The sequence below is a fragment of the Nocardia aurantia genome, assembly GCF_009604425.1.
Classification (GTDB): Bacteria; Actinomycetota; Actinomycetes; order Mycobacteriales; family Mycobacteriaceae; genus Nocardia; species Nocardia aurantia.
In genome coordinates, this window is the sequence record NZ_WEGI01000010.1 from 104,496 (window position 1) to 118,665 (window position 14,170).

The 14,170-nt window shown below is 71.2% G+C and carries 14 protein-coding genes; 9 read left to right on the top strand and 5 right to left on the bottom strand.

All coding sequences use genetic code 11. From position 1 onward, the window contains the following. Nucleotides 1–2 precede the first annotated feature (2 nt). From NRB56_RS22700 to NRB56_RS22710, 3 genes are read left to right on the top strand one after another with little or no spacing between them, the layout of a single operon-like run. A complete protein-coding gene (locus NRB56_RS22700; protein ID WP_153345458.1) occupies nucleotides 3–1,715 on the top strand; it encodes an ABC transporter substrate-binding protein in 1,713 nt (570 codons plus the stop codon). Nucleotides 1,716–1,741: 26 nt separating this feature from the next. After that, nucleotides 1,742–2,314, top strand: coding sequence for an adenine phosphoribosyltransferase (locus NRB56_RS22705; protein WP_153345929.1), 573 nt, complete (start codon nucleotides 1,742–1,744; stop codon nucleotides 2,312–2,314). 49 nt (nucleotides 2,315–2,363) lie between these two features. Further along, the gene (locus NRB56_RS22710) at nucleotides 2,364–2,762 is read left to right on the top strand and encodes a hypothetical protein (RefSeq protein ID WP_153345461.1); all 399 of its coding nucleotides are present in this window, start codon (nucleotides 2,364–2,366) and stop codon (nucleotides 2,760–2,762) included. Nucleotides 2,763–2,798: 36 nt separating this feature from the next. Here the strand turns inward: NRB56_RS22710 and NRB56_RS22715 are convergent, their stop codons facing one another. Next, nucleotides 2,799–3,095: a hypothetical protein gene (locus tag NRB56_RS22715; RefSeq protein WP_153345463.1), complete on the bottom strand. Its 297-nt coding sequence runs from the start codon at nucleotides 3,093–3,095 to the stop codon at nucleotides 2,799–2,801. A 184-nt stretch (nucleotides 3,096–3,279) separates the two neighbouring features. On the opposite strand from NRB56_RS22715, the gene NRB56_RS22720 reads away from it, so the two are divergent. Continuing rightward, nucleotides 3,280–3,708: a hypothetical protein gene (locus NRB56_RS22720; protein ID WP_153345465.1), complete on the top strand. Its 429-nt coding sequence runs from the start codon at nucleotides 3,280–3,282 to the stop codon at nucleotides 3,706–3,708. A 13-nt stretch (nucleotides 3,709–3,721) separates the two neighbouring features. Beyond that, the gene (locus NRB56_RS22725) at nucleotides 3,722–5,923 is read left to right on the top strand and encodes a hypothetical protein (protein ID WP_153345467.1); all 2,202 of its coding nucleotides are present in this window, start codon (nucleotides 3,722–3,724) and stop codon (nucleotides 5,921–5,923) included. 66 nt (nucleotides 5,924–5,989) lie between these two features. Here the strand turns inward: NRB56_RS22725 and NRB56_RS22730 are convergent, their stop codons facing one another. The 3 genes from NRB56_RS22730 to NRB56_RS22740 all read right to left on the bottom strand — a co-directional run bounded on the left by NRB56_RS22730 (nucleotide 5,990) and on the right by NRB56_RS22740 (nucleotide 10,058). Continuing rightward, nucleotides 5,990–6,919, bottom strand: a complete 930-nt coding sequence (locus NRB56_RS22730; protein ID WP_153345469.1) for an NADP-dependent oxidoreductase — start codon at nucleotides 6,917–6,919, stop codon at nucleotides 5,990–5,992. 68 nt (nucleotides 6,920–6,987) lie between these two features. Then, the gene (locus tag NRB56_RS22735) at nucleotides 6,988–8,184 is read right to left on the bottom strand and encodes a hypothetical protein (RefSeq protein ID WP_227838217.1); all 1,197 of its coding nucleotides are present in this window, start codon (nucleotides 8,182–8,184) and stop codon (nucleotides 6,988–6,990) included. A 41-nt stretch (nucleotides 8,185–8,225) separates the two neighbouring features. Continuing rightward, nucleotides 8,226–10,058: an FAD-dependent oxidoreductase gene (locus tag NRB56_RS22740; protein WP_153345471.1), complete on the bottom strand. Its 1,833-nt coding sequence runs from the start codon at nucleotides 10,056–10,058 to the stop codon at nucleotides 8,226–8,228. A 332-nt stretch (nucleotides 10,059–10,390) separates the two neighbouring features. Between NRB56_RS22740 and NRB56_RS22745 the strand changes: the two genes are divergently transcribed. The 3 genes from NRB56_RS22745 (at nucleotide 10,391) to NRB56_RS22755 (ending at nucleotide 12,054) form a co-directional block, all read left to right on the top strand. After that, the gene (locus tag NRB56_RS22745; protein ID WP_153345473.1) at nucleotides 10,391–10,960 is read left to right on the top strand and encodes a TetR/AcrR family transcriptional regulator; all 570 of its coding nucleotides are present in this window, start codon (nucleotides 10,391–10,393) and stop codon (nucleotides 10,958–10,960) included. Between the two features lie 103 nt (nucleotides 10,961–11,063). Beyond that, complete coding sequence (locus NRB56_RS22750) at nucleotides 11,064–11,513, top strand: nitroreductase/quinone reductase family protein (protein ID WP_153345475.1); 450 nt, start codon at nucleotides 11,064–11,066, stop codon at nucleotides 11,511–11,513. 52 nt (nucleotides 11,514–11,565) lie between these two features. Then, the gene (locus tag NRB56_RS22755; RefSeq protein ID WP_153345477.1) at nucleotides 11,566–12,054 is read left to right on the top strand and encodes a GNAT family N-acetyltransferase; all 489 of its coding nucleotides are present in this window, start codon (nucleotides 11,566–11,568) and stop codon (nucleotides 12,052–12,054) included. 15 nt (nucleotides 12,055–12,069) lie between these two features. Here NRB56_RS22755 and NRB56_RS22760 read toward each other — a convergent pair whose 3' ends face one another. After that, nucleotides 12,070–12,402 carry a YnfA family protein gene (locus NRB56_RS22760; RefSeq protein ID WP_153345479.1) on the bottom strand — a complete coding sequence of 111 codons (333 nt, stop codon included), beginning with the start codon at nucleotides 12,400–12,402 and terminating at the stop codon, nucleotides 12,070–12,072. A 76-nt stretch (nucleotides 12,403–12,478) separates the two neighbouring features. Here NRB56_RS22760 and NRB56_RS22765 point away from each other — a divergent pair, with 76 nt between their 5' ends. After that, nucleotides 12,479–13,897, top strand: a complete 1,419-nt coding sequence (locus NRB56_RS22765) for an FAD-dependent oxidoreductase (RefSeq protein ID WP_319943373.1) — start codon at nucleotides 12,479–12,481, stop codon at nucleotides 13,895–13,897. Nucleotides 13,898–14,170 lie beyond the last annotated feature (273 nt).

Consider the following 14,170-nt stretch of genomic DNA (forward strand, 5'->3'; position numbering starts at 1 on the left):
GCATGGGGTGGGGGCGGCGAGCGCGCCGTACGAGTCGCCGGGTGTGGGCGGTACTGGCGGCGGGCACGCTCGCCGCCGGGCTGCTCGCCGCGTGTTCCGGCAAGGATCAGGTGCCCTCCATCGGTTACGCGGTGGACGCGCTGCCGGCCACCTACAACGGCGGGAGCACGCTCGGTGTCAGCGGTGGCGCCGCGGCGTTGTTCCCCCGGGTGCTGACCGGGTTCTTCTACACCGGCCCGGACGGCCAGCCGATCGCCGACACCGATTACGGCACGGCCAAACAGGTGCCCGGCGATTCCCAGACCATCCAGTACCGGCTCAATCCGGACGGTGTCTACTCCGACGGCGTGCCGACCAGCTGTGACGACATGGTGCTGGAATGGGCCGCGCGCAGCGGCCGGTTCACCCGCCCCGGCGGCGCCCCGATGTTCGACGCGGCCAGTACCGCGGGCTATGCGGACATCGAGCGGGTGGACTGCCAGCCCGGCGCCAAGAGCGCCACGGTGACCTTCCGGCCCGAGCGGCACTTCCTGGCCTGGCAGACGCTGTTCACCGCCTCCGATCTGATGCCCGCGCACGTGGCGGCCCAGGCCGCCGGGGTGCCGGACGTGGTGAAGGCCGTGCAGAGCGGCGATCAGGCGGTGCTGGAGAAGCTCGCGCAGTTCTGGAACACCGGCTGGGATCTGAAGCAGGGCACGGCCGATCCCAAGGTCTTCCCCTCCTCGGGCCCCTACCGGATCGAGTCCGTCGGCGACACCGACGGCATCGTGCTGGTGAAGAACGAACGCTGGTGGGGCAATTCGGCCCGTACCGCGCGAATCGTGCTGCTGCCGAAGAACATCGACCTGCGCAAGAAGCTGGCCGACAAGGCGGTCGCGGTCGTCGACATCGGCGCCGGTTCGGTGAAAGACCTGAGCCTGAGCGGATTCTCGGCCCAGCAGGTGCCCAGCCGCGGGGCCGAGCAGCTGGTGCTGGCCACGAGCGGGGTGTTCGGTTCCGCCGACGCCCGGCGGGGTTTCGCGCTGTGCCTGCCGCGGCAGTCGCTGTACGACAGGTTCGGTCATCCGGGCTTCGACGTGAAGTCCGGCCTGGGTTCCGGAACGCTCAATTCCCGTATTGTGCAGCCGGATTCGCTGTACTACCCGATCGTGACGAATGCGGCGGAGAAGTATCGCAACGGCGACGCGGCCGCCGCCGGGCAGTCCCGGGCGCTGGGCGCGAATCCGACCGTGCGCATCGGGTATCTGGCGCCCGATGACCGTCGCGCGCAGACGGTCGCGACGATCGCCGACGCCTGCAAGGCCGCGGGTATCACCGTGGTCGACGCGGGCGCACCGGATTTCACACCCACTGAACTCGGCGACAAGGTGGACGCGGTCCTCGGCGGCACCGCGGGCGCGCCCGGTCCGTCCGGATCGTCCACGGGAGTGGGCGCTACGGTGTCGCTGCACAGTGGTCAGGGCCTGAATTTCGGCCACTACAGTAACGGCCGGTACGATTCGCTCACCGATCAGCTTGCGGCGGACGACTTTTCGGCGGACGTCCTCAGCGCGGACACCGAAGCCGAGAATCTGCTGTGGACCGACATGCCGTCGGTGCCATTGTTCGCCACACCGCGCACCGTCGCCTTCGGTGCCGGCCTGCTGAACGGGATCGTGAGCCCCACCAAGGCCGGTGCGGGCTGGAACATGGACCGCTGGGTGTTGCAGCGGTGAGCATTTGGGATGAGGAGTGGGCGCGGATGAGCAAACACACGATGACGGAGACGGCGGAGACCGCCGGGGAGCGGTCCACCCGGGCAGCAGAGGCCGTCGAGCGCTTGACCCGCTGGCACGACGACTTCCCGACCCCCGGTGTGCGTTTCGCCGATCTGACACCGGTGTTCGCGGATGCCGTCGGCTTCCACGCGGTGATCGACCATCTCGGAGATGTCGCCGCCGACGCGGATCTGGTGGCCGGGGTCGACGCCCGGGGATTCCTGCTCGGTGCGGGTGTGGCGGCCGTTCGCGGCACGGGCGTGGTGGCGGTGCGCAAGGCGGGGAAGCTGCCGCCGCCGGTGCTCTCGCGGGAATACACGCTGGAATACGGTTCGGCGGCGCTGGAGATCCCGGCCGACGGGATCGATCTGGCGGGCCGGCGGGTGCTGCTGCTGGACGATGTGCTGGCCACCGGCGGGACGCTGGCCGCGGCCGCGGAACTGTTCGCATCGGCGGGGGCACAGGTGGTGGCCGCGGCGGTGGTGCTGGAGCTGAGTTTCCTCAACGGCCGTGCGCGGCAGGGCGACTATCCTCTGACATCGATCGTCCGCCGGTAGGTACTACTGGTTGTCGTCGCTGTATGTCGGTCGGTAAGCTCGGTTCGTCATGAACCGGATCACTGTGGGGCTCGGGTGCGCAGTCGGCGCCGTCCTCGTCGTCGGTGCCGCGACCGCGTCGGCGTCGCCCTCGGCCGCCGTGCACGGCGGGCATACCGTGACAGCACACGTGACCGGCGAGAAGGCCGGTCACGTGTGCCGTATCGCGGGGGCCGGCATCGATATGCCGTGGCAGCCGGTCGGTGCCGACGGCACGGTCGATCTCGACACCGGCCCCGTGAGTGGGGGTCGTCACGAGGCCAGGGTGGTGTGTGCGGATCCGAGGTCGGGTGACCCGTCGGTGCGCACGGTCGGCCGCGAGGACGACGTGTTCACCGGACACTGGGCACCGGCCTTCGAATTTCTCCACCACCACAGGCTGGAGTTCCTCACTCCGCGCGAACACTGAGCCAGGATCGCACCGAGTCGGTCGGAATCGGCCGGGCTAGATCCGAGCCACCAATCGGGCGATGATGCCGGTCACGATCAACCAGAAGATCGCGGCCAGGCCGTAGTTGAGGATGATGTTCAGATTCTCGTTGTCGAGGGTGAACAATCCGGGGAAGAAGAGTGCCAGCGGTTCGGCCAGCGATTTGATGAAACGGAAGAATCCGTTTCCCTGATTCGCGTGCAACAGCAGCATCAGGATGTAGACGGCTTCGACGAGTGCGAAGATTCCACCGACGGCGCTCACGATACCCGCAGCAGTGGCGGGTCCGCGGTATGTGTAGCGTGTGCTCATATCCGTAGCTTGCCCGCCCCCGACGCCCTGAAACGGGCGGATTTCATTGTGCCGGGCGTGTTTCCGCGCGTCGAGCCCGGACAACGGCGATATCGCTCCGAACGGATCGACTCGGTTCCCAGCACCGGGGATGCCGGATAGTAGGCAGTGCTCCGATACCGCTTCCGAAGGACGGATTGACAGCATGACCGACCTCTTCCACGCCGATACGGATGCTGCGCACGAGGCCGCGCTGGCCTTCGACCAGGGCGTCCAGAACGCCTGGGGTGTCTTCCAGGCAGCTGTCGGCGAACTGCGGAACAGCGCGACGACGGGCCCGGTCCCGAGCCCGGTCGACGACGCGGTGATCGGCCAGTTGACCGCGGTGATCCCGGCGCTGGACGGCGCCGCCTACGCACCTCCCTCCGACTACGGTGCGGGCTACGCCGACGCGGTGCGCGGCGTGGGCGACCGGCTGGCGGAGATGGACGAGCAGGCCGGGCGCGGCATCACGCACGCCGCGCCCGAGATGCCCGCACCCGCGGCGGCGCCACGCCGGCAGTCCATCTACGAGACCCCCGAGGGGACTCAGGAGATGTTCAACCTGTCCATGGGCGCCGGCCTCATCCCCTGACGAGCGTCCAGCCGTGCCGGAACCCGGACAGGGCCCGTACTGGTCGCTGATCGTCGGCGACCACTGGCCCCAGCGGCAGTGGGAGCATCTGGCGTCCTCGGTGCGCACCGCCGCCGACACCTTCGACCACGGTCCCGCGGAGCAGGCGTGCCGCCGCTTCGACGAGGCCGTGGTGTCCAGTCGCAGCCTCAGCTCGATCCGGGAGGCGATGGACACCCGCACCGGTGATCTGCGCGAACTCGGTGGCGCGCTGTACGCGCTGACCGAGATGCTCGACGATTTCGTGAGCATCACCGCCCGTACCCGGCACAAGATCCTCGACCTGTACGAGGAGGCGGTCCGGCGGATCGACACCGTCACCGCCGCCCGGCAACGACAGCAGGCGTCGGGCGCCGATCGTGGCTCCGGCGACGAGCGCGCGGACGTGGACGCCATCGTCGACGAGATCCGCGACCAGGTGCGTCGGGTGGCCCAGAGTTCGGCGTCGGCGGTGGCGGACGCCGCTCGTCCGCACGCCGAGCAGTTCGAGAACCTGCTGCGACGCTGGGATCCGCACAGCACGGCCGCACCGGCCGCCGCGGCACCGGCCGCCGCCGACCCGTCCGCCGGTGGTCCGTCGGGGGCATCCGCGCAGGCGCCGGCCACCGCCGGTACCCCCTTCGATGCCGCCTCGCCCGGCGCGGCCGCTGCGCCTGCGGATGCCGGCGCCTCCACCTCCGACGCGACCGTGGCTCCCCCCGAGGTCACCGCCCCCACCTTCGACACGACGGTGGCTCCCCCCGAGGTCGCCGCCCCGGGAGACACCGCCGCCCCCGGCGACTCCGTATTCCCGGGTGGCCGAACCGATTTCGATGCCACGTCGATTCCGGCCGATCCCGGCGCCGCCGCGACAGCGGTTGGTCCCATCGCCGCGACGGCCGACCCCGGCGGCGCGGCGTACGCGGCCGGTCCCGGTGCGGCCGCCGTGTCCGCCGGTAGTGCCATGGCGTCGCCGACCGCCGGTCTGTCCGGCCTCGCGGGCCTGGAGAGTGCCGCCGCCGGCGCGATGGCCGGCCTCGGCGCGGCGTCCAACGCCACCATGGGCGCGTCCCGGCGTGAGCGTTCTCGCGGCGGTGTCGCCGGAGCGGACACCCGGGCGGGCGTCGCCGGATTCGACGGTGTCGTCACCCCCGATCCGGCCGACGGTCCCGGCGACGCCGACCTGGTGGGCGGCGCGGTCAGCACCCCCGACAGCGCTGCCGCCCAAGTGTTCTCGCCGCTGTCGACCAACCCGGGAACGGCTTCCCGGGGAGCTCCCGACGAGCCGTCCGCCGCCCGGCGGACCACGGCCGATCATCCGGAACCGGGAAAGTCGGACGCGACGCGAACTCGCGCGAATACCGACGAAACACGGACCGGCACCGGAAAACCGGACGCGACCGCCAACAGGCGAGCCGATTCCGCCGATCGCCGCGCCACCGCCGATCGTCCCGATCCGGGAAAGCCGGACGCGATGCGACCCCGCGCGGATTCCGACGAAACACGCACCGGCGCCGGAAAATCGGATGCGACGCGCGGCGACCGGCGAACAGATGCCGAGCGTGCACCCACGGCGAAACGCTCCGCGACGAGCACGTCGCACCTGCCCGAATTCGGAAGTGAGCAGCGCGTCGGCGGCGGGCAGGGCGCCCCCGGGCATCGTTCCGGCGCGCCCGGACCGGATGCCGGTCGGGCGGCCCCCGCCGAGCGTGCCCCCGATGCCGGGAACCGTTCCGGAGCAAGGCTTTCGGTGACCGCACCGGAACAACGGCGGGCCGGCGGCGGCCACCGGGATGCCGCCCCGGACCGGCCCGGCGTGGGTGTGGCGCCGACCGAGGACCGGCGGGCCGGATCCGGCGGGCGCGTGTCGGCAGGTGAACGGTCCGGGTCCAGGCGCACGAACGTCAGCTGGGTAGCGGCGGCAGGCCGAAAGGATATGGCGGACAAGGATTCCGGCGACGACGGCCCGGTGACCCCGTGGACACGACCGGTCACCGTCGATCCGCGCCTGCGTGATTCGCCCGACGAACCCGGTGAACGGAAGCGCGCGATGCCCGAGCAATGGGCGCCGCCGGCCACCCACACCGGCCCTTCTCATGACACGCCCCCACGCCCCGCCCCCGAACGTGACGGTCGCGACCTGTCGGCGGTCGGCGCCGAAGCCGACCGGGACGCTCAGTCGTCGCGCAACCGATGATCCCGCCGTGAGCGGCGCCAGTACCGAGTGACCTTGTCGGGGCTGCGCGGGCGCTGTGGGCCGGGCTCAGACGGTGATCACGATCTTGCCGTGGATGTGGCGGCCCGCCTGGAGGGTGACGGCGTCGGCGATCCGCTCGAGGGGGAAGGTGGCGGCGATCGGGACGGTCAGTGCGCCGCTGCGGATGGCGTCGGTGATCCGGCGCAGGTCGTCGGGGCCAGCCTGGCTGCCGCCGGTGGCGCGTACGCCGCCGGGTGGGTTGGGGCCGGCGGCGATCGTGACGATGCGTTCGGGTGGAATGCCCAGGGCGAGAGCTGTTTCGGCGGTCTCGGTGCCGAACAGGTCGGCCGCGGCGGTGATGCCGCCGGGGGCCGTTGCCCAGACCCGGTCGGCCAGGCCAGGACCGTAAGCGACCGGTTCGGCGCCCAGTTCGCGGAGGAAGTCGACGGTGTCCGGGCCGGCTGTGCCGATCACGCGGGCGCCCGCGAGTGTCGCCAGTTGCACGGCGAAGACCCCCACACCACCGGCGGCGCCGCCGATCAGGACGGTGTCGCCCGACCGCAGGCCGATCGCGGTGAGCGCGGCGGCGGCGGTCATCCCCGCGACCGGCAGGGTCGCCGCCACCTCGTCGGTGATGCCGTCCGGGGTGCGGAACAGGGCATCGGGCTGGGTGGGCGGGATCGGCAGGATCAGGTGATCGGCCGCGGCCTTCGCCATCGCGCCGCCGTACACTCGCGTACCCACGGTGAAACCGGTTGTGCCGGTTCCGATCTCGTCGATCACACCGGCGAAGTCGAAGCCGAAGCCGGCGGGCACGGTGACGCCGAACGCGGCGGCGGCCTGCGGGGTGGCGGCGACGATCCAGTCCATCGGGTTCAGTCCGGCCGCCATGACGCGGATGCGGACCTCGCCCGGACCGGCGTGCGGCTCCGGAACCTCGCGCACCTCCAGCACTTCGGGACCGCCGAAGCTTTCGTAGACGACGGCTCGGCTCATGATGGGACCTCCACTCCGGACCGCACGGTGACGGTACTTGGTCCCATCACTCTACCCGCGGATCCGGATCACCTCCCGGCGCCCTCGCGGTACTTCTCCGCCCGGTACGTGTCGAACCGGATGTGCTCGTAACTGCCCATCGAGCCCGGCACGGTGTGCACCGGCATCTCGGTGTAGGCGAAGTGCGCGGCGTCGAAGTAGTCCGTGCTGTCCGGGTGGAAGGTCTTCGTCATCTCCGGGCCCTGGCCGGGCGCGCAGGTCAGCGTGATCTCGCCGGGGATCGTGTACCGCTGGAACGGCGCGGTGGGGTCGCCGTACATGGCTCGGCCCCACCGGTAGTCGTCGAAGCGCACGTCGACCCGATCGCAGATCCGGATGTCGCCCGGCCGGCCGTCGACCATGTAGCCCCGGAACACCCCGGCCGCGTCGATGATGCCCTGGAATTCGCTGTATCCGCCGTCGGGTTCGAAGGTGTGCACCCATTCCCAGCCGCCCCAGGCGGTGCCGGGGTGCAACTGGGTGTCGGCGACGGCGGGAAAGTTCATCCGCCAGTACTGGGCCCGCCAGCCGTCCAGGTCGTAGACCCGGTCGCCGAGCCGGGCCGTCCCGGTGACCCGGCTGTTGGCCACCGGGGCGATGTTGGTGGCCTCCAGCGCGCCGCCCGGCCCGTAGTAGGGGCCGTAGGAGCCCGGGACGACGTCGTCGACCGAGAACTCGGCGGCCGCGCTCGCGCCGCGGGCCCGCACCCGCCAGCCGTCCGACTCCGGCGAATGGTCGATCGCGAAGTTGTCGCCGCGCAGTCCCGGCTCCCCGTCGATCCGCACGGTCTCCCGGGTCGCGCCCGCCGGCAGTCCGTGCGAGGGATCGAGAATGCCGTTGCCGAAAGGGAATTGCGCTGTGTCCGCGTTCTTCTCGTCCAGCAGCAGCCAGGTGACGTCCCCGCTCTGCCCGATCCGCCGGGGCTGTTGCCAGCCGGCCTCGACCTCCAGCAGGATCAGTGACTGCCGCGGGTCGTGCGGGTCCTTGAGCAACCACCAGGAGGCGACGAGATCTCCGTCGTGCGCCGCCAGGTTCGAGTCGGCCGGGGTGGCCACGCGCAGCGGATGTCCCGCGGGCTGGCGCCCGGAGCTGTCGTAGGCGCGCGGTTCGTACTTCTGCCATTCGGGGATGGGCTGGTCCGCGGTCGCGACCTGCGTGGAGGTGACGCAGGCCAGGGTCAGCAGCGCCGCGCCGAAGACGGCGAAGGGGTAGCGGGCACGGGTCATCGCTGTGGTACTTCCGTTTCTGCGCAAGGGATTTCGGTGGATCACGGCATACCGGCCGGCGCGACGGTGTCGAATATGTTGGGTAGTCCGGCGCGGAACCGCGCGTCGTCCTGTTCGTGCAGTTGCCGCAGTTCCGGGGCCGGTCCGGTGCGGGGCAGGGCGGCCGGCGGCGCGTCCGCGCCGGCCCGTTCGAGCAGTGCGTTGGTGGCGACCTTCGCCGAGTACGCGGCCGATTCCATGCAGTCCAGGCCGAACGGGGTCGCGGTGTGCCCGCCGACCAGGAACAGGTTCGGAATCCGGCCGGCCTGCGGCGGGAAGAATCCGGTGGTGCCGGGCGCGGAGGCGGTGCGCAGATCCGGTACGGTCCAGCCGCCGCGCGGGTCCCAGTTCAGGGTGGGGTGCGGCCGCCAGCCCAGGAAATTGTCTGCGGCGAAAAGCTTTTCGCCGCCGGGGAAGCCGTCCACGAGTTGTCGGCGGATCTCGGCGAAGGCCTCGTCGTAACCGAGGTCCTTGATCGGTTTGCGGAAGGTGGGGCCCGGCGAGTTGTAGTAGGGATGGTTGTTGAACTCCACTGAGATCATCCCGCGGGCCCGGCCGTCGCCGTACTCGCTCAGGTCCAGGTTCCAGATCTCGGACAGCCCGACCACGGTCAGCAGCCAGTCGCGGTCGACGTCGCGATTGGTGACCTGGCCGCCGAGCGTGCCGATCGGGTCGCGGAAGAACAGCTCGAACCCGGATTCCACCGACAGGTCCAGCCGGTCGATGCCGGTCAGGCCGGGATCCGCCGTGCGCAGCGCCGGGCCGAGCAGCGGAGCGAGCCGGTCCGGTGGCATCGCCAGCACGAACCAGTCCGCCTCCACCCGGGACCGCGCGCCGTTGTCGTCCCGCACGGTGGCGCCGGTGATCCGGCCGTCGTCGAAGCCGATCTCGGTGAGGGTGCGGCCGGTGTGGAAGGTCGCGCCGAGGCTCTCCAGGTGGCGGGCCCACGGGTCGAACCAGACCTCGGTCTCCGGGCCGTCCATGAGGATCTTCGGCGTGCGACCGGGCGCGGCCGCGGTGATCCGGCCGGCGGCCAGGTGCAGGTTCTGGTCGACCAGCGAGGTCAGGAGGGTCAGCGCGTTCAGGCCGCGGGTGGGGGAGTCGGTGGAGGTGGTCTGGCACAGATCCCGGATCAGGGTGTGCGCGGTCGGCGAGAGCCGATCCGCCCGGAAGAACCCGTTCTCCAGGTCGATGAACTCCAGCTGCCCGGCCCGGCGCAGGTCGCCGCTGGTGACCCAGGCGGCGATCTTGCCGGCCAGCAGTTCGGCGTCGGTCGGCCGGGTGCCGGGGCGGTCGGCGAGCAAGCCCCGCACCGAGTGCAGCACCCGGTCGAGCGAGAAATCGCGCAGCGACTCCGGCGAGGTCGGCACACCGAGACCGAGCAGCGTGCCGTTCAGGCCGATCCCGCCCGCCATCACGTCGTGCGAGGACACCGTCAGCCGATCGATCACCTGCCGTCCGTCACCGGTCGGTATGCGCCGCAACAGATCCGGCATCGCCGCATAGCCGGGCAGGAAGAAATGGCCGCCGCAGGTGTTCGGCAGCGAGGGCCGGCCGTCGCTGCCGCCGCCCGGGGTCACGAAGGACCGCACCCCGCCGCCCAGCCGGGCCAGTCGCTCGTAGACATCGACCCGAAATCCGCGCTCCGCCAATTCGTGTGCCACGCTCATGCCGCCGGGGCCGGCGCCGAACACCGCCACCCGGCTACCGGCCGGCGCGGCGGCCGCGCGGCGCGGAACGACCGCCGAGGCGGTGGCCGCCGCGGCCAGAGTGGTTATCCCGCGCAGGATTCGGCGTCGGGGGATCCGGGTGTCGGTCGATCCGGACGATCGCATCGGCATTCCCTGTATGTAGAGAGTCGGTTTGCGCAGACGATCTGTGACAGCGGCCCGCTCTGTCAAGATCGGAAACGCGAAAAACACACCGTGGTAAGGGAAATGGCGAAGAATTCATCCGGTGGAAACGAACCCTATCGGTTCTATGTAAACAAGAATTCCGCACCGGTGTGGCGAGGGACACTCGCGCTGTACCGCGATGATGACCGCGCGGAAACCGCATGGTGTCAGCGAAATTCGCTCGACTGTGCGGACCCGGTGGAGCGAGACCGGACTCGTGCGGGGCCCGGAACGGCACCAGGTGACGGGACCTGGTGCCGTATCCTGACCGGATGGCCCGCTGGCAACCGAACGCCTCCGAGCGGCTGGTGCTGGCCGCGCTCGAGCTGTTCGAGGAGCGCGGGTACGAGGCGACCACGGTGGTCGGGATCGCGGAGCGTGCGGGGCTGACCAAGAGCACCTTCTTCCGCCACTTCCCCGACAAGCGGGAAGTGCTGTTCGGCGGGGACGCCATGGCCGGGCTGCTCGCCGACGGGATCGCGGCGGCGCCCGCGGGTTCGCCGCCCTCGGCCGCGATCGCGCACGCTCTGGATGCCGTCGGGCGCGACGTGTTCCACGCCGAGCGCCGCGCGTTCGGCGCGCGCCGGCGGGCGGTGATCCTCGCCCATCCCGAACTGCGGGAACGGGAGGCGCTCAAGGGAATCGGGCTCACCGAGGCGATGCGCGCCGCCCTCGAGCGCCGCGGCGTCGCGGCCCTGACCGCCCGCGCCGCGGCGGAGCTGGGCGCGCTGGCGATGACGATCGCCTACGAGCACTGGACCGATACCCCCGGCGGGGAGGAGTTCGGCGCCGTCGCGCGGCGGACGCTGGCCGAAGTGCGGGAAGCCGGCGCCGCGTTCTGAATTCCGCCGACGAAAAGTGAGCACTGCTCTTGACCGAAGGGCTCTCGGGGGTGCAGACTGGTTCATGAACAGAGAGCGCCGCTCTCAAAAGTGAGGAGTAGTCATGAACGCCATCGCCGACCGCCACATCGCCCCCGCCGGTTTCGATCCGATCTTCAACCGGCTCGCCAACTGGCTGCCCCGCCTCGGCATCAGCGTCGCGGGCTCGCGGCTGCTGGCCGTCCGCGGGCGCAAGTCCGGGGAGTGGCGGACCACGATGGTGAACCTGCTGGTCGACGCCGAGGGCGACCGCTACCTGGTGGCGCCTCGCGGCAATACACAGTGGGTGCGCAACCTCCGCGCGAGCGGATCGGGCGAGTTGCGCCTGGGCCGCTCGACCGAGCCCTTCACCGCCGTCGAGGTCGCCGACGCGGACAAGGTGCCGGTGCTGCGGCTGTACCTGAAGAAATGGGGCTGGGAGGTGGGCCGCTTCTTCGAGGGGATCACCAAGGACGCCACGGACGCGGAGCTGGCGGGTATCGCACCCGGCTTCCCGGTGTTCCGGATCGCCTGAACCGCGGCCGGCGGCGTTGCCGTCGTGACCGGCCGGCTGCGAGGCTGTGCGGATGACCGGACACGAGCGGGATCATCGGATCCGTACGGCCGACGCCTCCGACGCGGCTCTCGTCGCCACCCTGCTGGATGATTTCAATCGCGAATTCGACTCGCCCACACCGGGAGTCGAGTCCCTCGCGGCTCGCCTGCGCCGCACCCTTGCCGGGGGTGACCTGGTCGCCCTGCTGAGCGGCGACCCGGCGACCGGCGTCGCGGTCGTCTCCTTCCGCCCCGCGGTGTGGACCGACGGGCCGGTGGCGCTGCTGGAGGAGCTGTACGTCCGCCCCGCCCTGCGCAACCGCCGGATCGGCCACGCCCTCCTGGTGGCCACCTGCGAACTGGCCCGCGCCCGCGGCGCCGAGGAACTCCAGATCAACGTCGACGGCGAGGACGCCGACACCCGCCGTTTCTACGAGGCCCACGGCTTCCGGAACATCGAACCCGATGCCGCCGAACCGATGTACTTCTACTACCGGGAACTCACCGGCCCGCACGCGTGAGCACGGCGCGTCCGATCACCCGCGCGGGGCGTACATGATCACCGCCACGCCGGCCAGGCAGAGGGCCGCGCCGATCAGGTCGAAGCGGTCCGGGCGGAATTTGTCCGCGACCATGCCCCAGACCAGCGATCCGGCCACGAAGATGCCGCCGTACGCGGCGAGGATCCGCCCGAAATGGGCATCGGGCTGGAAGGTCGCCACGAACCCGTAGGCGCCGAGCGCGACAATCCCGGCCGCGATCCACAGCACGCCGCGATGCTCGCGCCAGCCCTGCCACACCAGCCACGCACCGCCGATCTCGGCCAGCGCCGCGAGCGCGAACAGCAACAGCGAGCGGAGGACGGTCATGCCGCAGCAGGGTAGCGGACCTGTCGCGGCGCCCGCTCGGCTTGCGGGGTGTTACGCCGAGGGAAACAATGTATCCGTGGACGCGACGGCCTGGGATGCGATCGTGGTGGGGGCCGGCCCCGCCGGAATCGCGTGCGCGGTCACGGCCGGTGCGGCGGGCGGGCGCGTGCTGCTGCTCGAAGCGGCGGACGAGATCGGCGGCGCGCTACCGTATTCCGGCGGTCACCTGTCGGCGGGCGGGTTCTCGCTGCAACGGGCGCGCGGTATCGAGGACGATCCGGAGCTGCACTTCGCGGACATCGTGCGGATCAGCGGCGGCACCGGCCGCGCCGACCTCACCCGGCTGTCACTGGCCGAGCAACCGGCCGTGCTGGAATGGTTGCTGGCAGAAGGTTTCTCGCCGGATCCGAATACCCCCCGGATCGTGTACGGGCACGAGCCGTACACGATCCCGCGCACCGTGCACGCGGAGGCGACGCCGGGCGGCCCGGCCGTGCTCGCCGCGCTGCGGCGGTCGCTGGACCCACAGGTCGCGAACGGACGGGTGACGGTGCGCTGCGCCACCGCCGTCACGGACCTGATCGTCAACGACCGCACGGTGATCGGGGTCCGCACCGCCGAATCGTCCCATCGCGCACCGGCGGTGGTCCTGGCGACCGGCGGATTCGGTTTCGCGCCGGAGCTTTTCGCCGAACTGGAAGGCGCGCCGCTGACCACCTCCGCCGCCCCGACCTCGACCGGCGAGGGGCTGCTGCTGGCCCGCCGGGCCGGCGCCGGATTGCAAGGTCTCGGCCGGTACCTGCCCACTTTCGGCGGGCTGCCCCCGGCGGGCGACGACCCCCGGGTGGACTGGACCCATCGCCCGCACCTGGTCGCCCCGGAACGGCCACCGTGGGAGATCTACGTCGACAGCGCCGGTCGCCGCTGGATCGCCGAGGACGAACCGAGCATCGACCGCAAGGAACGCGCGCTCACCGGCATCGCGGACATGACCTTCTGGATGGTGTTCGATGCCCGCGCGCTGCGCGAATCGCATCCGATGGTGCACGGCTGGACTCCCGCGGAACTGCACGCCGCCTGCGGTCGGCGGCGCGGCCTGCACCGCGCCGCCGATCTCGTGGACCTGGCGCGCCGCGCCGGAATCTCACCGACCGGCCTGACCGAGGAGGTGGCCGCCTACAACGCGGGTGTCGCCGCCGGTCACGACCCCGCGTTCGGCCGCCGGCAGCTGCCGGCCCCGATCGCCGAGCCCCCGTTCTACGCGATCGAGAATCACCCCGTCACCCTGATCACCTTCGCGGGAGTCGATGTGGACGAACAGCTTCGGGTCCGCCGCGCCGACGGTTCGGTGATCCCGGGCCTGTACGCGATCGGTGAGGTCATCGGCTCGGCCGCCGTCAACGGCAACGCGTTCTGCTCCGGCATGTGCCTCACCCCGGCCCTGGCCTTCGGCCGGATCGTCGGCCGCGCGGTGACCGGCGGACCGGGGGAGTGATCGACCGCGGCCGATTCCGCTGAGTTGCCGGGCGGCCGTGCGGCGCTGAGAGCTCGGAGCACAGCGCCGTCGCGGCGGGAGCACCGCGCGGAAGGCTGATTGCTTTGCCACAGAAGGGGATTGCGGACACTGCTGGGCGGTAGTGCGGCGCTGAGCGCTGGAGTGCTGCGCGGGCGGTCGTGCGGCGCTGCGGTTCGGAAGTAAGACGCTGTGGGCTGTGATGCTGCGCTCCGGGCCCGGCGATATTGCGCGCGGGGCGGGAGCCTGCGCTGC

Bases quoted from the DNA above. Each gene is read 5' to 3' on its own strand.
- NRB56_RS22700 (WP_153345458.1), top strand. From the start codon at position 3: ATGGGGTGGGGGCGGCGAGCGCGCCGTACGAGTCGCCGGGTGTGGGCG.
- NRB56_RS22705 (WP_153345929.1), top strand. From the start codon at position 1,742: ATGAGCAAACACACGATGACGGAGACGGCGGAGACCGCCGGGGAGCGG.
- NRB56_RS22710 (WP_153345461.1), top strand. From the start codon at position 2,364: ATGAACCGGATCACTGTGGGGCTCGGGTGCGCAGTCGGCGCCGTCCTC.
- NRB56_RS22715 (WP_153345463.1), bottom strand. From the start codon at position 3,095: ATGAGCACACGCTACACATACCGCGGACCCGCCACTGCTGCGGGTATC.
- NRB56_RS22720 (WP_153345465.1), top strand. From the start codon at position 3,280: ATGACCGACCTCTTCCACGCCGATACGGATGCTGCGCACGAGGCCGCG.
- NRB56_RS22730 (WP_153345469.1), bottom strand. From the start codon at position 6,919: ATGAGCCGAGCCGTCGTCTACGAAAGCTTCGGCGGTCCCGAAGTGCTG.
- NRB56_RS22735 (WP_227838217.1), bottom strand. From the start codon at position 8,184: ATGACCCGTGCCCGCTACCCCTTCGCCGTCTTCGGCGCGGCGCTGCTG.
- NRB56_RS22740 (WP_153345471.1), bottom strand. From the start codon at position 10,058: ATGCGATCGTCCGGATCGACCGACACCCGGATCCCCCGACGCCGAATC.
- NRB56_RS22745 (WP_153345473.1), top strand. From the start codon at position 10,391: ATGGCCCGCTGGCAACCGAACGCCTCCGAGCGGCTGGTGCTGGCCGCG.
- NRB56_RS22750 (WP_153345475.1), top strand. From the start codon at position 11,064: ATGAACGCCATCGCCGACCGCCACATCGCCCCCGCCGGTTTCGATCCG.
- NRB56_RS22755 (WP_153345477.1), top strand. From the start codon at position 11,566: ATGACCGGACACGAGCGGGATCATCGGATCCGTACGGCCGACGCCTCC.
- NRB56_RS22760 (WP_153345479.1), bottom strand. From the start codon at position 12,402: ATGACCGTCCTCCGCTCGCTGTTGCTGTTCGCGCTCGCGGCGCTGGCC.